General features: G+C 37.7%; 15 protein-coding genes. 8 read left to right on the forward strand and 7 right to left on the reverse strand.

Annotated features, from left to right (window positions below):
* Window positions 1–600 precede the first annotated feature (600 nt).
* The 5 genes from V7K56_RS15460 to V7K56_RS15480 form a co-directional block, all read right to left on the reverse strand.
* A complete protein-coding gene (locus tag V7K56_RS15460) occupies window positions 601–1,356 on the reverse strand; it encodes an alpha/beta fold hydrolase (protein ID WP_334911766.1) in 756 nt (251 codons plus the stop codon).
* Between the two features lie 199 nt (window positions 1,357–1,555).
* Window positions 1,556–1,894 carry a hypothetical protein gene (locus V7K56_RS15465; RefSeq protein ID WP_334911767.1) on the reverse strand — a complete coding sequence of 113 codons (339 nt, stop codon included), beginning with the start codon at window positions 1,892–1,894 and terminating at the stop codon, window positions 1,556–1,558.
* A complete protein-coding gene (locus tag V7K56_RS15470; RefSeq protein WP_334911768.1) occupies window positions 1,891–2,079 on the reverse strand; it encodes a hypothetical protein in 189 nt (62 codons plus the stop codon). Before V7K56_RS15470 ends, V7K56_RS15465 begins: the two co-directional genes overlap by 4 nt.
* Before the next feature lie 147 nt (window positions 2,080–2,226).
* The gene (locus tag V7K56_RS15475; RefSeq protein WP_194043762.1) at window positions 2,227–2,523 is read right to left on the reverse strand and encodes a hypothetical protein; all 297 of its coding nucleotides are present in this window, start codon (window positions 2,521–2,523) and stop codon (window positions 2,227–2,229) included.
* Window positions 2,524–2,746: 223 nt separating this feature from the next.
* Complete coding sequence (locus V7K56_RS15480) at window positions 2,747–4,843, reverse strand: TonB-dependent receptor plug domain-containing protein (protein ID WP_334911769.1); 2,097 nt, start codon at window positions 4,841–4,843, stop codon at window positions 2,747–2,749.
* Between the two features lie 180 nt (window positions 4,844–5,023).
* Here V7K56_RS15480 and V7K56_RS15485 point away from each other — a divergent pair, with 180 nt between their 5' ends.
* Together V7K56_RS15485 and glgX are read left to right on the forward strand one after the other, a co-directional pair.
* Window positions 5,024–5,215: a hypothetical protein gene (locus V7K56_RS15485; RefSeq protein WP_334911770.1), complete on the forward strand. Its 192-nt coding sequence runs from the start codon at window positions 5,024–5,026 to the stop codon at window positions 5,213–5,215.
* Between the two features lie 175 nt (window positions 5,216–5,390).
* A complete protein-coding gene (gene glgX, locus V7K56_RS15490) occupies window positions 5,391–7,517 on the forward strand; it encodes a glycogen debranching protein GlgX (RefSeq protein ID WP_334911771.1) in 2,127 nt (708 codons plus the stop codon).
* 289 nt (window positions 7,518–7,806) lie between these two features.
* On the opposite strand, the gene V7K56_RS15495 is transcribed toward glgX, so the two are convergent.
* Window positions 7,807–7,956 carry a hypothetical protein gene (locus V7K56_RS15495; RefSeq protein ID WP_334911772.1) on the reverse strand — a complete coding sequence of 50 codons (150 nt, stop codon included), beginning with the start codon at window positions 7,954–7,956 and terminating at the stop codon, window positions 7,807–7,809.
* Window positions 7,957–8,652: 696 nt separating this feature from the next.
* Here V7K56_RS15495 and V7K56_RS15500 point away from each other — a divergent pair.
* From V7K56_RS15500 to V7K56_RS15515, 4 genes are all read left to right on the forward strand, one after another.
* A complete protein-coding gene (locus V7K56_RS15500; RefSeq protein WP_334911773.1) occupies window positions 8,653–10,029 on the forward strand; it encodes a cytochrome P450 in 1,377 nt (458 codons plus the stop codon).
* A gap of 113 nt (window positions 10,030–10,142) precedes the next feature.
* Window positions 10,143–10,901, forward strand: a complete 759-nt coding sequence (locus V7K56_RS15505; RefSeq protein ID WP_334911774.1) for an LmeA family phospholipid-binding protein — start codon at window positions 10,143–10,145, stop codon at window positions 10,899–10,901.
* A gap of 105 nt (window positions 10,902–11,006) precedes the next feature.
* Window positions 11,007–12,701, forward strand: coding sequence for a beta-carotene ketolase CrtO (gene crtO, locus V7K56_RS15510; RefSeq protein WP_334911797.1), 1,695 nt, complete (start codon window positions 11,007–11,009; stop codon window positions 12,699–12,701).
* Window positions 12,702–13,205: 504 nt separating this feature from the next.
* Window positions 13,206–13,586 (forward strand): DeoR family transcriptional regulator, encoded by a 381-nt coding sequence (locus V7K56_RS15515; protein WP_334911775.1) that lies wholly within the window; start codon window positions 13,206–13,208, stop codon window positions 13,584–13,586.
* A gap of 211 nt (window positions 13,587–13,797) precedes the next feature.
* On the opposite strand, the gene V7K56_RS15520 is transcribed toward V7K56_RS15515, so the two are convergent.
* Window positions 13,798–15,561: a trypsin-like serine protease gene (locus tag V7K56_RS15520; RefSeq protein ID WP_334911776.1), complete on the reverse strand. Its 1,764-nt coding sequence runs from the start codon at window positions 15,559–15,561 to the stop codon at window positions 13,798–13,800.
* Between the two features lie 693 nt (window positions 15,562–16,254).
* Here V7K56_RS15520 and V7K56_RS15525 point away from each other — a divergent pair.
* Window positions 16,255–16,998, forward strand: coding sequence for a tetratricopeptide repeat protein (locus V7K56_RS15525; RefSeq protein WP_334911777.1), 744 nt, complete (start codon window positions 16,255–16,257; stop codon window positions 16,996–16,998).
* A gap of 714 nt (window positions 16,999–17,712) precedes the next feature.
* Window positions 17,713–18,585 (forward strand): SDR family oxidoreductase, encoded by an 873-nt coding sequence (locus tag V7K56_RS15530; RefSeq protein WP_334911778.1) that lies wholly within the window; start codon window positions 17,713–17,715, stop codon window positions 18,583–18,585.
* The last annotated feature ends 22 nt before the right edge of the window (window positions 18,586–18,607 follow it).

The raw sequence follows: 18,607 nt of genomic DNA on the forward strand, positions 1-18,607 counted from the left end.
CGGTGCGTCTTATTTTGTTTCTTCCATCCATAACGGAAGCGAGCGCGTCAGTAAACAGCTTCTGTCACTCTGGGAAAACTTTTGCCATTTCTGAAATCTAAAGCTTTTGTATAGCAAGCGATTGCGCGATCATTTCTTAATAACAAATACAAGAGGGATTTTTTTCTAATAGTATAGCTTGTATTGATTGCCTCATAGGGCTTTTAGCGATCGCCCTCCCGGAAAGTGACAAAAGCGTCCGGGGAAAGCGATGTCTAACGACAAGCCGCTTTGCGTCTACGCATTCCCAATAAATGTAAAGAAACATTTCTGTTTCTTAGAAGCAGCCCCAGTGGCGGCGCGCCACCCGCTACGAATGAAAGAAACACTCGAAATCTAAAAATCTTCTATTTATGAGGGTTTCGGCTCGTGTTTCTTGAAAGAGGGATATATCTAATCAGTAATGACCCAATTCTCTATGAAAATACATAGAATAAAGCTTCATGGAATAGAGCTTTAAAGATGAAATCATAAGTTGTAATCTTAGTTTAAAAATACCGGAAATCACAGGTTTTAGCGATTAGTATTGCAGATCGCTATGTTTATTTTCATGCAGTTAAATTATGATAAAAAATCAGTAGAAATTTTTGCAAATTCAGCAGCATGGCTATAAACAAACCCATGTCCACCTTCTTTAATAATTTTGAGTTCTGAACCAGAAATTTTGTTATTTAAAATATTACTATTGACAGCAGGAATTACCAAATCACTATCTCCAGTAATAATTAAGGTAGGTGCTTTAATGTTTTGCAATAAATTACATGTATCATGAGCATGGTGCGCCTCCAATTGTCTTACAAAACCATCTTGTTTGCTGTGATAAGGTGAGGTTTTTGTGAAAAAATCTTCTGCTTTTTGCCGATTATTAGAGATAGCTAAGTATGATGGTGGAAAAAGAAGATCCAATAAATCTCCTTGATTATTTGGGTTGAAATCGCTACAATCTCCACCTGCCATTGTGCAGGCCAATATCAATTTATTTAGCTTGTTAGGATGTCTCAAGGCAAACTGTTGAGCAATCATACCACCCATGCTCAATCCCAAAACATGAGCTTGTGCTATTCCTAGAGAATTAAGCAATCCTGCTGCATCATTTGCCATATCAGCAGTAGTGTAGTTATTTGTTGACTGGCTTTTTGTACGTCCACAATCGCGGTTATCAAACAGAATGACTTGGTAATGTTTTGCCAGTTCATCAGGAAACACATCTCCCCAATCTAAAAGGCTGAAGCTGAAACCCATAACCATGAGTAGCGGATAACCACTGCCTTTCACCTCGTAGTAGATGCTAATATCTCCAACTTGAACTTCTGGCATTTGAATATTAAAAGATTTTATGAAAGCTTTTAGAGAAGTTTAGCAAAATTAACATCATGCTGAATGCCAATTTATTAATAAAATAAAAAACTTAACATTACTAAATTTAATTAAAAGAGGGTGCAGGCGACCTAAAAAGTTTAACATTTACAACGTTTTACAACTTGGTGACATCATACTTCGCCTTTTCCAAACCAAATTACTTTGTATCCTGTGGCTGCTCGTCTAATGACTTTAATGCATCTAGACTGCAACACAAACACGGCTTATCAGGGTCAGTCAAATCTAGCTTATCCCAAGGTACTGTATAACCACCGTAAATTTTCTGCGCCCCCAGAAAATGCAAAATTTTTAACCCAATTGTCCAAGCAGATAACCGTTCTAACACCGCAGCATAACCGATAAGATATTCCTTAATAATCCATTCTTCGCCTTGTTGTTCGGCGCGTACTTCCTCAATGCGTCCGATGGCTTTGCCAGTTGAGTCTAATACTGGTTTACCTAGCAGTAACTCTAAATGAATTTCACCAGTTGTCACGATTCACCTCCTGGAATTCGAGCGATAATGCGATCGCACAGCCATTTTTCATACCTTAAGGCTGGTGTTGCTTCAGTTTCAACATCCACTTCAATATTCACTTCAACATCCCGCACTTTTAACCAGGGAGTCCAAAATGCTTCACTTTGTTTAGCGCCCCATTTACTTGCAATTGCTGCTACCAAAGATTTAGCCGTTTTGCAAGGATTGTTACTCCCACTTCTATATCAGCAAGTCGTGGTCTCTAGCAATCGCTTGATCTCTCTAATTTTAATAATTTTCAACCAGAAACCGATACAGGGTTTTTTAACAACAATAACAGCTATACATCCCTACTCCCAAGTGGAAACATCTCGCAACAAATTAGGAATTTCTCCTTGAGATAAGGGAAACTCTAGTAAAGTTTCTCTAATACCTAAATATCCCGATTCAGCAAAAGATAAAAGCATTCGTGAAAGCGCTAGCCAAACCTCCGGTTCGTATTCCCAATCACGATAACGTGAAGCTTGACCAGCTATTGAACGTAGTGCCCAAAAGTAAGAGTTTCTCACCACTGAACCACCCTTCTTAAATTCTGGCAAATCTTCGTGGTGAATAAAAAGTATTTTATTTTCAATTCTGGCTCTCATAGCAATTTTAGATTTGAGATTTTAGATTAAAAGTAAATTTTAAGTACGGTCATTATGCCTTTAGCTTAACGCACTATGTTGTACAGCGGTGCGTCGTATTTACCAAAAAAAATGCTGTGAAACCTAACATTCTATCCTTATAAGAAAGTGAGGTTTTCCAAATTATGTGAAAAGACATAAGAATGTAGAGACTTTGCAATGATAAAATCTCTACATTGAATCCCTAAAAATTGGCGCTTAAACCCACACGAAAAGTAAATCCAGGACTATATATGCGATTAACTCGCTCATATTGCTCACCGAGCAGATTTTCTAAGTAAACTGTCAGTCCTAAATTGCTAGTTAGAGGTATACGCCCACTCAAATCTAAATTCACAAAAGACGGTGCAAAATCTGTGGGCTTGTCACCAGGGTTAGCGAAGATGGATCTGCGAGCGCCACTATTGTAGGTAACATATAAGTTAGCTTGCCAACCTGAATTTTGATAACCCACACCAGTTTGAAGTACAGAATAAGGAATCAAACCTAATTGCAAACCTTTCTCTGTCCCTGTTTTTATTTGGGAATCTGTATAAGTATAGTTGAGGAAAGTTGACCAACCAGCCGCAATTTTTAATTGCAATGCAGCTTCTAAACCATTGGTATCTACTAATCCAATATTTGCCCATTTTCCAGCGATGACTCCCAAGCGATCGCCTATACTACTACCAAAGTAAGTAAACTGTCCAATCAGATTTTGAGAAAAATTAACATCCACTCCCGCAGTCCAAGTTGAGCCAATTTCTGGGCTTAAATCAGGATTAGGTTGCCAACCATGAACTGTATCATAAACATACAACTGATCCAACCCAGGATTGCGTTGTCCCCCTGCCCAACTTCCACGCACTGCTACTGTTGGTGTGACAGCATAACGTAAACCAACACTAGGGTTGAGATAATTTCCAAACTGGCTATCAAAGCTTTGCCTTAGTCCTAAATCTATCAGAAAATTATCGCTAATATTCCAAGTATTGACAGCGAATAAAGCTGCATTAAACAAACTTCTATTTTCAGTTTCGTTATTGGCAATAGTACTAGGATTTGTACTCAAAACATCACCTGTTAAATCAGTATTTTTCAAATCTAATCCCCAGCGCAATTTATTATTGGCTGTAATTTTCCACTCATGATCTACCCTAGTTGTAAGTTGTTGTGTATCTAAAGCGCCTGTACGGTAAAATGATCCTGTAGGGCCATAAGTGCTGAAATAATCTTGGTTATAACCAATTGAGGTTGTAATATTAGAGCTTTCGCCATTACCTAGCCGAGTTTTCCAAAATAAGCCAATATTTAAACCATCGTGGTCTAATCTATCTCTTTGCAGAGGAAACCCAAAATAAATTAAGCCGCGACGACTGCTGAGTTTAGTAACATCTAAATTCAAAGAATTTTTTTGATCTAAATCTAGTCCAATGCTACCAAAGTATGTACTTGTAGCTGTATCTGCATTTGATAAAAATCCCTTCTCATCACGATTTGCTGCACCTACAGGAACTGGGTAACGGTTATCTGTAAAGAATCTTTCAAAGCTAAAGTTGTACTTTACCTTATCAGATGAACCACCATAAGTCACTTGTTGATTATTTAAATTTAATGAGCCAAATTCTGCACTACCACTCAATTTAGGTTTGCCATAACCTTCTTTGGTGATAATATTCACAACTCCCCCAAAGGCTGAGGAACCATATAAAGCGGAGGCTGTACCACTATATAATTCTACTCGCTCAATCGCCTCTACAGGAATACTATTTAAATCAGTTCCACCATGATAAGTGTTGACATTATTATTAATTGGTCTGCCATTAATTAGAAATACAGACTGATTAATTGAGGCTCCCCGATAGTATGTACCTGTGTGAGTATCTGCACCATGACCGACATCATTGATTGCAAAACCAGGCATTCTTTTCAAAATATCGGCTAAACTGGTAGCGCCCTGCTTTTGAATTTCTTCTTTATCAATGACGTAAGTTGGAGTAGATTGGGGTAGATTATCTGGTTCTGCGATCGTTTCTATAGTAATGTCTGCATCATCGCTCGGAGTTTGCTCTGTTTCTGGCTGAGTTTCTTCTGGATTAACTTCATTTGGTACAGATTGTTGAGATAAGAATTTGGCATTAGTGGCGGGTAGTTCAATTTCACCCAAACTCGGAATATCTGAAATGACTTCGATTGATTTATTAGTATTTCTCTGCTCAATTTCACTTTCAACAGCATAACTAGGAGACGCTATCAGTAAACTCGGTAAAGCAACTGTTAGCAACAAAAAATCTTTTTTCACGTTCTCTTTCACACTAAGTCAAAACAGTCACTACGTAGTATTTTGGCTGTAATAGTAAAATCGTGTCAAAAGACACGTTGTCATATTTCTACAGATCCGATGAGACTATTTGTCAATTGATTATGTGTTAAACTCTAGAGCAAATGCATTTGAAGAAGGCAGAAGGGAATTCGACCCCGGATGATTTGGAACCATGTAAACAGCCGTACCTTGTGGGAAGATGACGCAACAGTGAGTGTTTTGAAGCCTTGCTTTTTAGCTTTGGTGCAACCTGCTGTAGGCATCGCTTTACCGAAGCAGATTGCGCGGCGTGTCGCAGACAGGGCAGTTTTCCTTCAGCCTGTTGCCCCTACATTAATTTTTCCAACTTAAGGAATAGATATTTTTCTTACTAATGATAGAGCAAATAATATTATTTAGAAGTTAAATTGTAATGTTGTTAGTCATTTGAACGAATTATTAGTAACTTTAAAATTTAACTAATTATTCAAAAAATTCGAAAATCATCAATAATTAATTTGCCGAAAAACTTGTTCAAGATTTAATTATGTATCTAGCTTTATGGCCGGGGAATGTATATCCTTTAGGTGCAACTTGGGATGGTAAAGGAACAAACTTTGCTTTGTTTTCGGAAAATGCAACAGCGGTAGAGCTTTGTTTATTTGATAACGATGACGAAGAAATTCGCATACCTTTGACAGAAAAAAACAATTTTGTTTGGCATGGTTACTTACCAGGAGTTGGCCCAGGTCAAAAGTATGGGTTTAGAGTACATGGGATGTGGGCACCGGAAGTTGGTCATCGATTTAATCCAAACAAATTATTAATTGACCCCTACGCTAAGGCAATTGACGGTGAATTTAGCAACGATCCAGCTGTCTTTGGCTACTCTCTAGACGCTGAGGAAAAAGACTTAGTTTTTTCTGAACTAGATGATGCCAAAATAATGCCCAAATGTATTGTGGTCGATCAATCTTTTGATTGGGAAGGCGATAAACTGCTTGCTACACCTTGGTATAGAACTGTTATTTATGAAACTCACGTCAAAGGTTTTACTAAACTACATCCAGCTATTCCAGAAGAGTTGCGCGGCACTTATGCCGGTTTGGCGCATCCTGCTGCAATTCAACACTTACTGCAATTAGGAATTACAGCAGTTGAGTTGATGCCAGTACATCATTTTCTATCTCATCCAGGACATTTAGAAGGAAAAGGATTAAGCAATTACTGGGGCTACGATTCCATCAATTATTTTGCCCCTTATTCTAGTTACAGTGCTATTGGGACTGAGGGAGAACAAGTCACTGAATTCAAGCAAATGGTCAAGGCATTACATTTTGCCGGAATTGAAGTGATTTTAGATGTAGTCTACAACCACACTGGCGAAGGAAATCATTTCGGCCCAACGCTATCTTTGCGAGGTATTGATAATTCTGTATATTACCGTTTGGTAAAGGATGACCCTCGCTACTACATGGACTTTACAGGCTGCGGTAACTCTCTGAATGTGCGTCATGCTCAAGTTTTGAAGTTAATCATGGATAGCCTGCGCTATTGGGTAACAGAAATGCATGTAGATGGCTTCCGCTTTGATTTGGCCTCGGCGCTGGCGCGGGAATTATATGAAGTAGATAGCCTATCAGCTTTCTTTGATATTATTCATCAAGACCCAATCTTGGCAGATGTGAAGCTGATTGCTGAACCTTGGGACTTAGGAGAAGGTGGCTATCAAGTCGGAAACTTTCCACTGCGTTGGTCTGAGTGGAATGGTAGATATCGGGATACAGTCAGAGATTTTTGGCGTGGTGTAGATGATAGTTTAGGACAATTTGCCTACTGTTTTACAGGTAGCCCTGACCTCTATCAAACAAATGGGCGCAACCCAAATGCAAGTGTTAATTTCATAACTGCTCATGATGGTTTCACGTTAAATGATTTGGTCAGCTACAACGAAAAGCATAACGAGGCAAACGGGGAAGACAGTAGAGATGGTGAAAGCCATAATAGATCCTGGAATTGTGGTGCAGAAGGCGAAACCGGCGATCCAGAAGTAATGCGTTTGCGCGAACGTCAACGACGAAACTTTTTAGCAACCCTAATGCTTTCTCAAGGTGTCCCAATGCTATTAGAGGGGGATGAAATTGGCTGTAGTCAAATGGGAAATAATAATGTCTACTGCCAAGACAATGAAATTTCCTGGCGGCATTGGGATTTGCATAAAGCGAACGCAGATTTATTAGATTTTACACGTGAACTGATTAATTTTCGCCATCAACATCCAGTATTCCGACGACGTAAGTGGTTTCAAGGTCGCCCCATTCACGGTTTAGGTATTAATGATATTGCTTGGTTTAATTCTGATGGCAGTGAAATGACTGAGAAGCAGTGGCTTATTAGCTATGCCAAAGTAATGGAGATTTTTTTTAATGGGCAGGGAATTGCTACTCCAGGTGATCGTGGTGAGAGGATTATTGATGAAAGTTTTCTGCTATTTTTTAACGCTCACTACGAGTTAATCGAGTTTGCTTTACCCGATGACTTTAAAGACAAGGTATGGGAGATAGTAATTGACACTAATGAACCTCGCTTTTTAGATCGGGGAAAATTAGTTTCAGACTCTCAAACTGTACCAGTTACAGATCGCTCTCTGATGGTGTTACGCCTTATTAGTTAGCAGTATGAGAAAAAAAAGATGCTCAACTGTATAGAAAAAAGATATTTTTCTATACAGTTGATAAAATGCTTCAACGATTTTTACTTGTAACTCTAATTAGAAAACGTAAAGCTTCATTTACAGCTTCCGAATTGGGAAACATTTCTCCAACATCAGGTTTTAAAAAAACTGTCAATTTTTCAATATTATTAAAATTATATTTACCATTTATCATATTAGTGTCTGCCAAACCCTGATTTGATTGAGACTTATTCTGTGTTATAGATTGTTTGGGAAGATGCAGCACTTGCTAAAAAGTCACGCAATAGCACAACATCTGGGCAATTTCTCGTTTTAGTTTTTCATTCTCGGCTTTCTTGCGAGTTTTCCATCCTTTAATGTTAGCTTTGGAACGACGCTCATGTTTAAGTTCTGCTTTAGCCTCATTGTATAAAGTCAAATACATTTCTCGTTCAGAGTTTACTGCCTCATATTTGGTAAACAATTTAGTTGCTTTAGCTTTTTCTTCTTTCTAGTAAGGCATTAGAACTAGTTAATAAAGGTGAAGTGCGACCTAAGCGCCGTGGTTTGTTGACAGACTTAGATCGTCCGATTGAGATGGTTGTCACGAGTCAACGTCAGGTGAAGTCTCCCATTCTACAGACAACCACTATTTGATGCTGGGGGGTTTGATGGTTGCGTTCAACAAACTTACAACATTTAATATATTTAGATAGATTTTCAATGCTTTTAAATAATCCCCTCTAGTCCTCTTTTAAGGAGGTTTATGGGGGATTTTAATACACTACAAGTGTAAAAAAAATAGATTTCAAGGTTGATTGCGTACACCAATACAATAAATTTTAATATCACCAAAAGACGTAATTTTATGAGATGTATTTTAATATACTTAAGTATTTTTTTTATAAATACCTCTACAAATCAGAAAAAATATTATTATCTTTGTAAACTTAATAGTAATGATTTGCCATAATGGTTAACTTAGTGGTACATTAAATCCCAAATATCCCGCCAAACTATTAAAAAGGCTTGCGATAATTCTCTCTTTAAAAAGGAAGTTAAGGAAAATCAAGGTTGACCTCAAGCGTATTGAACTATTTGCAGCTTATTAAATTATAAAGGTATGGAATAAACAATGAAAACACTTAATAGTCTCAGCACACCAGCTTTGCTGCAAACTCTGCAATTAATTGCTAAACCCACAAAAACTTTAGAAAATTATGCTGCCAAGTATGGTGGCATTTTCACAATGCGGGTAATGGGTCTAAAGTCGCCACCAATAGTATTTTTTAGCCATCCCCAAGCAATTAGCGATTGTTTTGCCATCTCTGCACACAAGTTAGATTTTAAGAAAGCAACCCACGTATTTAAACCCTTGTTTGGAGAGAATTCTATTGTATTTCAAGAAGCGCGATCGCACCAACAACAACGGCAGCTATTACTCCCAGCATTTCATGGCGAGAATTTAAAGTCTTATGGACAAACAATTTGCCAAATTACTGAAGAGCTTACACAAACTTGGACATCAGGTACAGATATTTGTATACACAAATTAATGTTAAATATCACTTTAGAAATTATCTTGCAAGTGGTATTTGGGATTACTCATGGTGTGCGTTACCAACAATTAAAAGAACAATTGAGTTCTTTATTAGAAGACGTAACTAAACCTTGGTATTCCAGCTTGTTTTTCTTTCCTTTGCTGCAAAAAGATTTAGGCGCATGGAGTCCTTGGGGAATTTTCTTAAAAAGACGAGAGCAAATTGACAAACTCATCTATGCAGAAATTTCTGAAAGACGTTGCCAAAAAGATGCTGCGCGTACAGATATTCTCACTCTGCTGATGTCAGCGCATGACATAAATAGGCAACAGATGACAGATGAGGAATTACGCGATCAACTAGTTTCATTATTGCTACTGGGTTACGAAACTACATCTGGTGTATTAGCCTGGATATTTTACTTAATTCACTCTCATCCAGAGGTTAAACATCGGCTAATGCAAGAACTAAATACCTTGGACAATCTTACAAATCCTGAACAAATTACACAATTACCTTACCTCACCACCGTCTGTCAAGAAACACTGCGAATTCATCCTATTGCTTTAATTTGCACACCGCGAATGGTAAAAGATAGAGTGGAAATTATGGGGAATAAATTTACATCAGAAACAGTTTTAGTTCCCTGTATTTATTTAGCACATCGCCGAACGGACACTTACCCAGAACCAGAAAAGTTTCGTCCAGAAAGATTCCTCTACCAAAAATTTTCACCTTACGAATATTTACCTTTCGGTGGAGGTTATCGCGGTTGTATTGGTGCCGCATTTTCTATGTATGAACTAAAATTAGTAACAGCCATAATATTATCGCATTTTGAATTAAGCCTTGCTGATAAACGTCCTGTACATCCAGTCCGTCGTGGAATTACAATTGTCCCTAGCAGCGGTGTAAAAATGGTTGTTACTAAAAAAGTAAAACTCAAAAGACAAACAATACTTTTTACTTAATTACTTAATCCTCCAATTTGCATATATTTGCATATATCGTAATATAGATCCGCTTATTAGTATTTAGCTTTTACAGTAAATAGTAAGAGGACATTTAGGAGAATTAGTAATTCATGCCTAATGAACATCGGTTAGAAGAACAATTTCTATCCCAAGAAGCTGAAAAACAAATATCCAATCAGCTAGATGAAGTAGAACAAATAGAAATAGATGTAAAAACCGATCTGTTAAAAATACTTCAAGGACAAGCGGATGGAGTTGCGGTTGCAGGTCAAGGATTAGTGATTAAAGAAGACATTCGTGTACAGGAAATAAAACTGCAAACAGATAGTATTGACATCAATCCCTTCAGTGCTCTTTTTGGTCAAATAGAACTCAATGAGGCTGTAAATGCCATTGCTCGGATTGTACTTACTGAAGTGGATATGAACCGCACTTTGGCATCAGACTTTGTTCGCAGTCGGATGCCAAATTATGATTTGGATGTAGATGGCGAGATTGTCAGTTTTGAGCCGCAACAAATTCAGGTATTTTTACCTGGTGATGGCAAAATAGAATGTAAAGGAAGAGTGCTGTTAAAGGAAAAAGGAAAGACTCGCCCTTTAGCTTACACTGCGGTGTTTTGCCCACGGACTCATTCACAACCCGCGATGCTGGAGGGTTTTAACTGCACTGAGGGAGAGGGTGTTTCAGTAGAATTAGTTACAGCATTAATGCAGAAAGTCAAAGAATTGATGAATATACCATCTTTTAAATGGGAAGATATGGCGTTCAAGATTAAAGATATAAAAGTAGAAAAGGGTAGTTTAATACTTCTGGTAGAAACTCAAATGAAGCAAATACCATCATCAATTACTGAACTATCTCTTTAGTAGTATTGACAATAGTTAAGGATAATTTTTGTGACTGAGGAGTGATGTTAATTTTTGAAAAGTTTTATAAGCTTTTAAAAGATACTTAATTTCAAAATGACAACTATGCAAGAGTATGATGTTGTGCTGATCGGTGCTGGGCACAATGGGCTAGTTTGTGCAGCTTATTTGTTAAAAGCTGGTTATAGCGTTCTGTTACTAGAAAAGCGTTCTGTACCAGGTGGCGCCGCAACAACTGAAGAATGCTTACCGCAAGAAGCTCCTGGATTTAAATTCAATTTGTGTGCTATTGACCATGAATTTATTCATTTAGGGCCAGTTGTTCAAGAATTAGAATTAGAAAAATACGGCTTGCATTATTTGGAGTGCGATCCAGTTGTTTTCTGTCCTCATCCTGATGGCAAGTATTTCTTAGGACATAAGTCAGTGGAAAAGACTTGTGCAGAAATCGCCCGTTACAATGAACGTGATGCTAAAAAATACGCAGAATTTGTAAACTTTTGGCAGCGATCGCTAGGTGCAATGATTCCCATGTTTAATGCACCGCCAAAATCAGTTTTAGATATCCTTGGTAACTACGACATCACCAAACTGAAAGATTTAGTTTCAGTTATTGGTTCCCCTAACAAAACGCTGGACTTTATTCGCACGATGTTAACCAGCGCTGAGGATTTACTTAACGAGTGGTTTGATGAAGAATTTCTGAAAGCGCCACTAGCTAGACTAGCATCAGAACTTGGTGCGCCGCCATCACAAAAAACCCTTGCCATAGGTGCAATTATGATGGCAATGCGTCATAATCCAGGCATGGCCAGACCTCGCGGCGGAACAGGCGCACTTGTGCAAGCTTTGGTGAATTTAGTCACAAGTAAAGGTGGCGTTATTCTTACAGACCAGCATGTTGAAAAAGTTTTAGTTGATGATGGAAAAGCTGTAGGCGTGCGGGTTGCTGGTGGTAAAGAATATCGCGCTAAACACGGGGTTATTTCTAATATTGATGCCAAGCGGTTGTTCTTACAAATGACAGAAAAAAGCGATGTTAATGCAGCCGACCCAAATTTATGGGAAAGATTAGAACGCCGCATCGTTAACAACAACGAAACTATCCTCAAGATAGATTTAGCTTTAGACGAACCACTACGCTTTCCACACCACGCTCACAAAGACGAATATCTCGTCGGTTCTATCTTGATTGCTGATTCTGTGGCTCATGTAGAACAGGCTCACAGTAAATGTACTTTAGGAGAAATTCCTGATGCTGACCCATCGATGTATTTGGTGCTGCCTAGTTATTTAGATCCCACATTAGCACCACCAGGTAAGCACACTTTATGGATTGAGTTTTTTGCCCCTTATCAAATTGCTGGTGCAGAAGGTACTGGTTTAAAAGGTACTGGTTGGACGGATGAATTGAAAAACAAAGTTGCAGATAGGGTGATTGATAAATTGGCAGACTATGCACCCAATGTCAAAGATGCAACTATCGCCCGTCGGGTAGAAAGTCCAGCCGAACTAGGAGAAAGATTAGGTGCGTACAAAGGTAATTATTACCATGTTGACATGACCCTAGATCAGATGATATTTTTCCGTCCCTTACCAGAAATAGCCAATTACAAAACAGCAATTGATAATTTATTTTTGACTGGTGCAGGTACTCATCCAGGTGGTTCAATTTCGGGAATGCCGGGACGCAATTGTGCGCGGGCATTTTTGCAGGCGAAACATCCTATTAGCCAAACTTTGAAAGATGCACGGGATTCGATTAAGTCAACTGTCGAATCAGTGTTTGGCATTAATTAAGCGTTGCACAGACAGAGTATATTATTACCAACGCATACATTGTTTTTGATTTTTGTGAAAAGTCAAAAACAATGTATGCATAATTTAAGGCACAAACATCACTAATCCTTCCAGGCATAAATACAAATTTACCCAAAATACAACTTTATAGTGGTTAATAATTGAACTTTAACTCTGTGTAAAAATATCATTTTTTGGACGCAATATAGGCCGTAGGCAAAGCATTTTAGCTCCGTCCTGTAACCCTCTGACTTATATTAATTTCAAAAGCTTAAGTCTATTGAGAAATATACCTTCGCTTTTGACAATATTTGCTGGCTTTATAGCAATCCCTTAAATTGGCATCCTCCTAATGAGTGAAGCTGGACTACGCCTATAGCGAGATTAACACTGAAGTCATTTTAATCTTAAGGTTGATTTTTAAATTATACAGTACGTATTACACTGTAATCAGGTTACTAATAACAACCTAAAAACCTGTCAATTATCCAAAAGTATTTTTCTATGAAGTTTAATCAATTACTGACGGCAATTTTCTCTTTTACAGCTTTATCAGCCGCGATCCAACCCCCGATTCCTGTCCTTGCTCAAAGTCCACCAAATACTTGTGCCTGCATAACAAGTGAAGCCGCACCTCAAGCAGGTCAAAAAGCTCGGTCAAGCGGAAATTTTAGTACCCAAGGATGTGCTGCTAACTTAAGATGGAGTGTTCCAACTCCTATTGTTTTTGACGTAGCGAAAGACGTATCTGGAGGAAGCGATCCAACCCTGTACCCAGGTGTGACTAACGATGTAGTAACTGTAAACCCTAACGAAAGGAGTTTGTATATTGCGAATCCAAGAAATGCTCCCGGTAACTTTACAGTTTGTGCTATAAACCAATAACTTGTTTTAAAGCGATTTCTGGAAAATAAATTATTCGATAGACTGATTGAGTCAGGTGTTGTACATTAAAGATTTATTGTCCAATTTAAAGAATTAGTATCATTGACTAAAATCCTTTCTCGAATAGGATTTGAGAGGTGAGCATTAATTATTTAAATTGGACATTAATTATTTAACCCATACTAAACTCCAAGTATAAGTTTTGGATTATTTAGGCAATCACGAAAATATCTGTATTAGTCATGGCTAGACCTATTGCTAGTTGAGCAACTTGGATTTGACCAGATGAGCCTGTACCATCAGCATCAAAAAACAAACCTCCTGTATTATTGTTGTAGATAAAGCGATCGCTGCTATTTTGTGCTACTGAACCGATAAAAAATTGCGTGGCTTGAAGTATACCCTCACTAAGTCCACCTCCAAACCCTATTTTAGAAATATAAATCGTGTCATCTAAGGACGAAAAATCTGTAATGTTATCAATACCCTCAGAAGGGGTATTAATAGTAAAAATATCAGATCCAGTTCCTCCCGTTAGGGTATCGTTACCTAAACCTCCAACTAAAGTATCGTTACTACTTCCTCCTATAAGGATGTCATTGCTATTTCCACCATTTAGCTTTTTATTACCACTATTACTGGTAATATCATTATTAAAAGAGTTACCAATCTCATTAATATTATCTGTACCTGTTAAAGTAAGATTTTCTTCATTGGCTGATAAAGGAGAGCTAACGGTTGATGAAACGTTCGGACCTGTCGAAGGGGGCGTACTATTGGTAACAGTGAGTAAAGTTCTAAATACCTTTTGGTTACTGGTTAGACTCTCATCAAACTCTTGGATTAAATTAGTTGGATCTATAAATGAAATAACGTAGTAATTTCCAATTGGGATATTAGGAAACGCACCACTCCAAATGGCTGTTCCCGAATTGAATGGATTAATCGAAGAAATAGTTGTATTACCAATTAAGTAATGAGAACCAATATTATTAGTGACATTGGCATCAGTAGAAGCGTAAAAAGAAACTGAGAAAGTGCCTGTTGCAGCTGTACCATTGTTGCGAGGATAGACTGTGATGCTGAAATTTTCCCCATATTGGATAGTTTTATTACTAAAACTTCCAAGAGTGGTGTTAAACCACACGTCAGAATCTACTAAATCAGCTTTGTCAGTGGGTTTGCGGGTGGTAGTGTCTTCGTCAATCCAGTTTTGAATCTCGTTATATCGAGTGCTTGTAATTCGAGCGAATTCGTTGTAAAGCTGAGTTTGGTTGGTGGTTGTCTCATTTGAAGCTACTCCATAAATAGTCGGTTCATTTGTGTTGGACTTATTAAGCCAGAGAGGGCCTCCACTATTTCCAGGTAGAATATCTAGCTCATTACTACGCAAGATTGAGTCAGTTGTACTTGTGATTTTTCCACTCTGAGTCCACATATCATAGTTATCCCATTTGCCATCGCTGTTGGAATCAAACTTATCAGAAGGATATCCAGTGACATTCATTAAAGTTCCACTGCCGAGATTATCGTCGTATCCATAGTTAAACCAGCCAGTGAAGTTTCCAATATTGCGGTCAAGAGTAACCAATCCTATATCGTATTGAAAAGTTTCACTTTTAGTTTGATCTCCTTGAGTCCATCCTTCAAAAGAATGTGTATAAACAGATTTGGCTTCACTATAGTATTCATAGTCAGCTCGGTTTGTACCAGCAATGATATTTCCTTTAGAACCAAGCATCACCTCAATTTTATCTGCCCAACCCCCATATCTTGTGTCATACACACAGTGTCCTGCTGTTAAAAAATGGTAGGGGTCAATCATAGCACCAGAACCGTTGACGATAATATCATCAGCAGTATCAATAACCCCATCTGGCCCTTTCCAATGTATTCTCATCTTTCCTATAGCACTAAACGGAAAAGTTGTCGTGTTGCTAACTTTTGTCCGACCATCAGGGGAGAAAACAGACATATTTTTAGATCCTTAATAGAAAATAATTAATCCAAAATATACAAATTTAATGCCTGCCAAAACTTATCTCATAGCATTAATAAGCCACTAGCAATTACTATGAAAATATTTTCTATTACTAAGTTTTTCAGTAATAGAAAACCTATAAACTGCCATGTATTTAATATAAATTATTTATACAATTTATCAAAAATGTAGAATTAATTTTTGATTTTATTTGTAAGCAAAAAACAAAATCAATTAATAGAGATAAAGGTTAGAAAAATTAATTATTTTGATATTACTTCTGTCCTTACCCCTGCAATCCTGGCTGATTTATACCGTCGGCATTGGCGGATTAAAGAAGCTTTTCATCAGAGTGAATTACTACACGAGTGCAATGTTGACGATAGTCAATGAGCTTGCCGTACCACTTTGTGGAAGCAAGCTACGTGCTGCGTCTCGTAGAGAAGTGCGGATAACAGCTACGCAAATAATTGTTTTTTGAGTAAAGTAAGTTTTAAGTAATTGCTTTATGTGTATTTACTATGATAGTATCATACACGCTTGCTTTTAATAAAGTTTTATGCATGGTCAACAAGACTCTTTATGAAAAAAATATAAATAAATTAATGGGTAAAAACTAGTGTATTTTAATAATACTCAAAAAACTAACGAATTTTAATACCATCTAATAATTTTTGTAGGTACAGCATGGTTTTTAAGCACTGCTTCCTTGCATCTGGCTTAATAGCTTTCTTAACATTTGGCTGTAGTAATGGGGCAAACTCATCGGCGGAAAATACTACACAGGTTGTCCAAGAAAGCAATGTAACCCAACTTTTCATAGAAGCAAAGGCTACGCAAAAAGCAGAAGATTTTTTTCATCAAGGTAATAATTTATTAGATAGACAAAATTATGAAGATGCCATAAAAGCTTATGATAAAGCGATCGCCATCAAAGTTGAGAGTCCTGAAGCTTGGATTAACCGTGGCATCGCCTTGACATCGTTGCAACGCTATCAAGACGCTTTTTCATCTTACGATAGAGCGATCGCCATCAAACCCGACAAATATGAAGCTTGGTATAATCGTGGCATCGCCCTAACATCGTTGCAACGCTACCAAGATGCTCTTGTATCTTATAATAGAGCGATCGCCATCAAACCCGACAAATATGAAGCCTTAATTAACCGAGGCATTGCTCTGACAAAGCTGCACCGCTACAAAGATGCTATTGCATCTTATGATAGAGCGATCGCTATCAAGCAAGATTTGCACCAAGCATATTACAACAAAGCTTGCTCTTATGCTTTACAAAGCAATCTGAAATTAGCAATTGAGAACCTAGACAAAGCAATCAAGCTTGTTCCTGATAAATACAAGAAATTAGCAAAAACTGACCCAGACTTTAGCAAAGTGCGTAGTGAAAAGCAGTTTCAAGAATTACTGCAATAGTATTTTGTAATCATTACTGGGCATAAAATTAAAGTCCAAGTCCATTATATTCCTGTGCATACCCTCTGTAGCAGCGGTTTTAATCGTCCGGTACAAAATGTAAGATCTATTACTTTAAAATAAAAGACAAGTCAAAATTGAGTTAAACCGTTAAATTATACAGGTATAGTATGATACCTTTTGTTTTGTCGCTTTATCTCTCACCAGCTGTATTAACTGTCCATAAACTGTATTATAGTTGATACAAAAAGCCAGTTTTTAAGTACTGCTAAATACTAAAAAATAAAATGTTGTACTTAATTTAGGAGGCAGGAGGTCGAAGGCAGGAGGCAGGAGGAACCCACACTTAAAAGAGTGGGATTGAAGCAAGGATGTTTTATACCGCACTTCGTGCCGCTACGCTAACGCTGCAAGCAGTCTCGGTATAATTATTTGTTTAAACTGGGCTTTAGACCCAGAACTAAAGCGGAGCAGGAGTTGCTCCGCCTCCGGTTTTTATTAACACTCATTCCCTCCTGCCTCCTGCCTCCTGCCCCCTGCCTTTCTTTGTAAAGGCACTTGTTGATAACTAGCAACTTGGGTTATTAAGATATATCAGCTACACAATAAATTACAGAAAGAATTTTGGAGTAATTGCGATCGCTATAAAACTACAAATTAATACATTTACAAATAAATTAATTATCAGATATAAACTTTAGCTTTAAATAAAAAATGAAAAAATTGTTAATCACTGGAGCAAGTGGTTTTTTAGGATGGCATATTTGCCAGCTTGCCAAACAAGAATGGGATATTTATGGCACTTATTTATCCCATCCTTTAGAGATTCCGGGAATGAAAATTTTAAAAGCGAACCTAACAAACTTTCAGGAATTGAAACGTATCTTTAACGATGTAAAACCAGCAGCAGTTATTCATACTGCTGCACATTCGCAACCAAATTTTTGTCAAAACCACCCCGAAGAATCGCACGCAATTAATGTTATGGCATCCTGCAATATTGCCGGACTTTGCGCGGATAATTTTATTCCTTGTGCTTTTACCTCAACCGATTTAGTTTTTGATGGTTTAAATGCTCCATATCGAGAAACAGATGCCGTGTGTCCTATCAATCTTTACGGTGAGCAAAAAGCGATCGCAGAAGCAGATATGTTAAAAAGGTATCCCATGACCGCAGTGTGTCGAATGCCGTTGATGTTTGGTGCAGCAACACCCACAGCTAAAAGCTTTATTCAGCCATTTCTTCAAACTTTACAAGCCGAAAAAGAACTAAGCTTATTTATAGATGAATTTCGTACACCAGTAAGTGGAACATCTGCCGCCAAAGGACTTTTATTAGCATTAGAAAAAATTAATGGTATCATTCACTTAGGTGGCAAAGAGCGGATTTCACGTTATGATTTTGGACAGATATTAGTAGAAGTATTTCAACTTCCCGCCACTAAGCTCAAATTCTGCCGACAACAAGATGTAAAAATGGCAGCCCCTAGACCAACAGATGTTTCTTTGAATAGTTCCAAAGCTTTTGCATTGGGGTATCAGCCTTTATCTGTAAGGGAAGAATTAGAGGCAATACAATTTAGTTAAGGCTAAGTGTTAAAACTAAAAA

It is taken from the genome of Nostoc sp. (assembly GCF_036917535.1).
Taxonomy (GTDB): Bacteria; Cyanobacteriota; Cyanobacteriia; order Cyanobacteriales; family Nostocaceae; genus Nostoc.

Excerpts from the sequence above, each read along its gene's own strand:
- V7K56_RS15520 (WP_334911776.1), bottom strand. The coding sequence starts at position 15,561 with ATGTCTGTTTTCTCCCCTGATGGTCGGACAAAAGTTAGCAACACGACA.
- V7K56_RS15515 (WP_334911775.1), top strand. The coding sequence starts at position 13,206 with ATGAAGTTTAATCAATTACTGACGGCAATTTTCTCTTTTACAGCTTTA.
- V7K56_RS15525 (WP_334911777.1), top strand. The coding sequence starts at position 16,255 with ATGGTTTTTAAGCACTGCTTCCTTGCATCTGGCTTAATAGCTTTCTTA.
- V7K56_RS15530 (WP_334911778.1), top strand. The coding sequence starts at position 17,713 with ATGAAAAAATTGTTAATCACTGGAGCAAGTGGTTTTTTAGGATGGCAT.
- V7K56_RS15475 (WP_194043762.1), bottom strand. The coding sequence starts at position 2,523 with ATGAGAGCCAGAATTGAAAATAAAATACTTTTTATTCACCACGAAGAT.
- glgX (WP_334911771.1), top strand. The coding sequence starts at position 5,391 with ATGTATCTAGCTTTATGGCCGGGGAATGTATATCCTTTAGGTGCAACT.
- V7K56_RS15505 (WP_334911774.1), top strand. The coding sequence starts at position 10,143 with ATGCCTAATGAACATCGGTTAGAAGAACAATTTCTATCCCAAGAAGCT.
- V7K56_RS15485 (WP_334911770.1), top strand. The coding sequence starts at position 5,024 with ATGATTTGGAACCATGTAAACAGCCGTACCTTGTGGGAAGATGACGCA.
- V7K56_RS15500 (WP_334911773.1), top strand. The coding sequence starts at position 8,653 with ATGAAAACACTTAATAGTCTCAGCACACCAGCTTTGCTGCAAACTCTG.
- V7K56_RS15460 (WP_334911766.1), bottom strand. The coding sequence starts at position 1,356 with ATGCCAGAAGTTCAAGTTGGAGATATTAGCATCTACTACGAGGTGAAA.
- crtO (WP_334911797.1), top strand. The coding sequence starts at position 11,007 with ATGCAAGAGTATGATGTTGTGCTGATCGGTGCTGGGCACAATGGGCTA.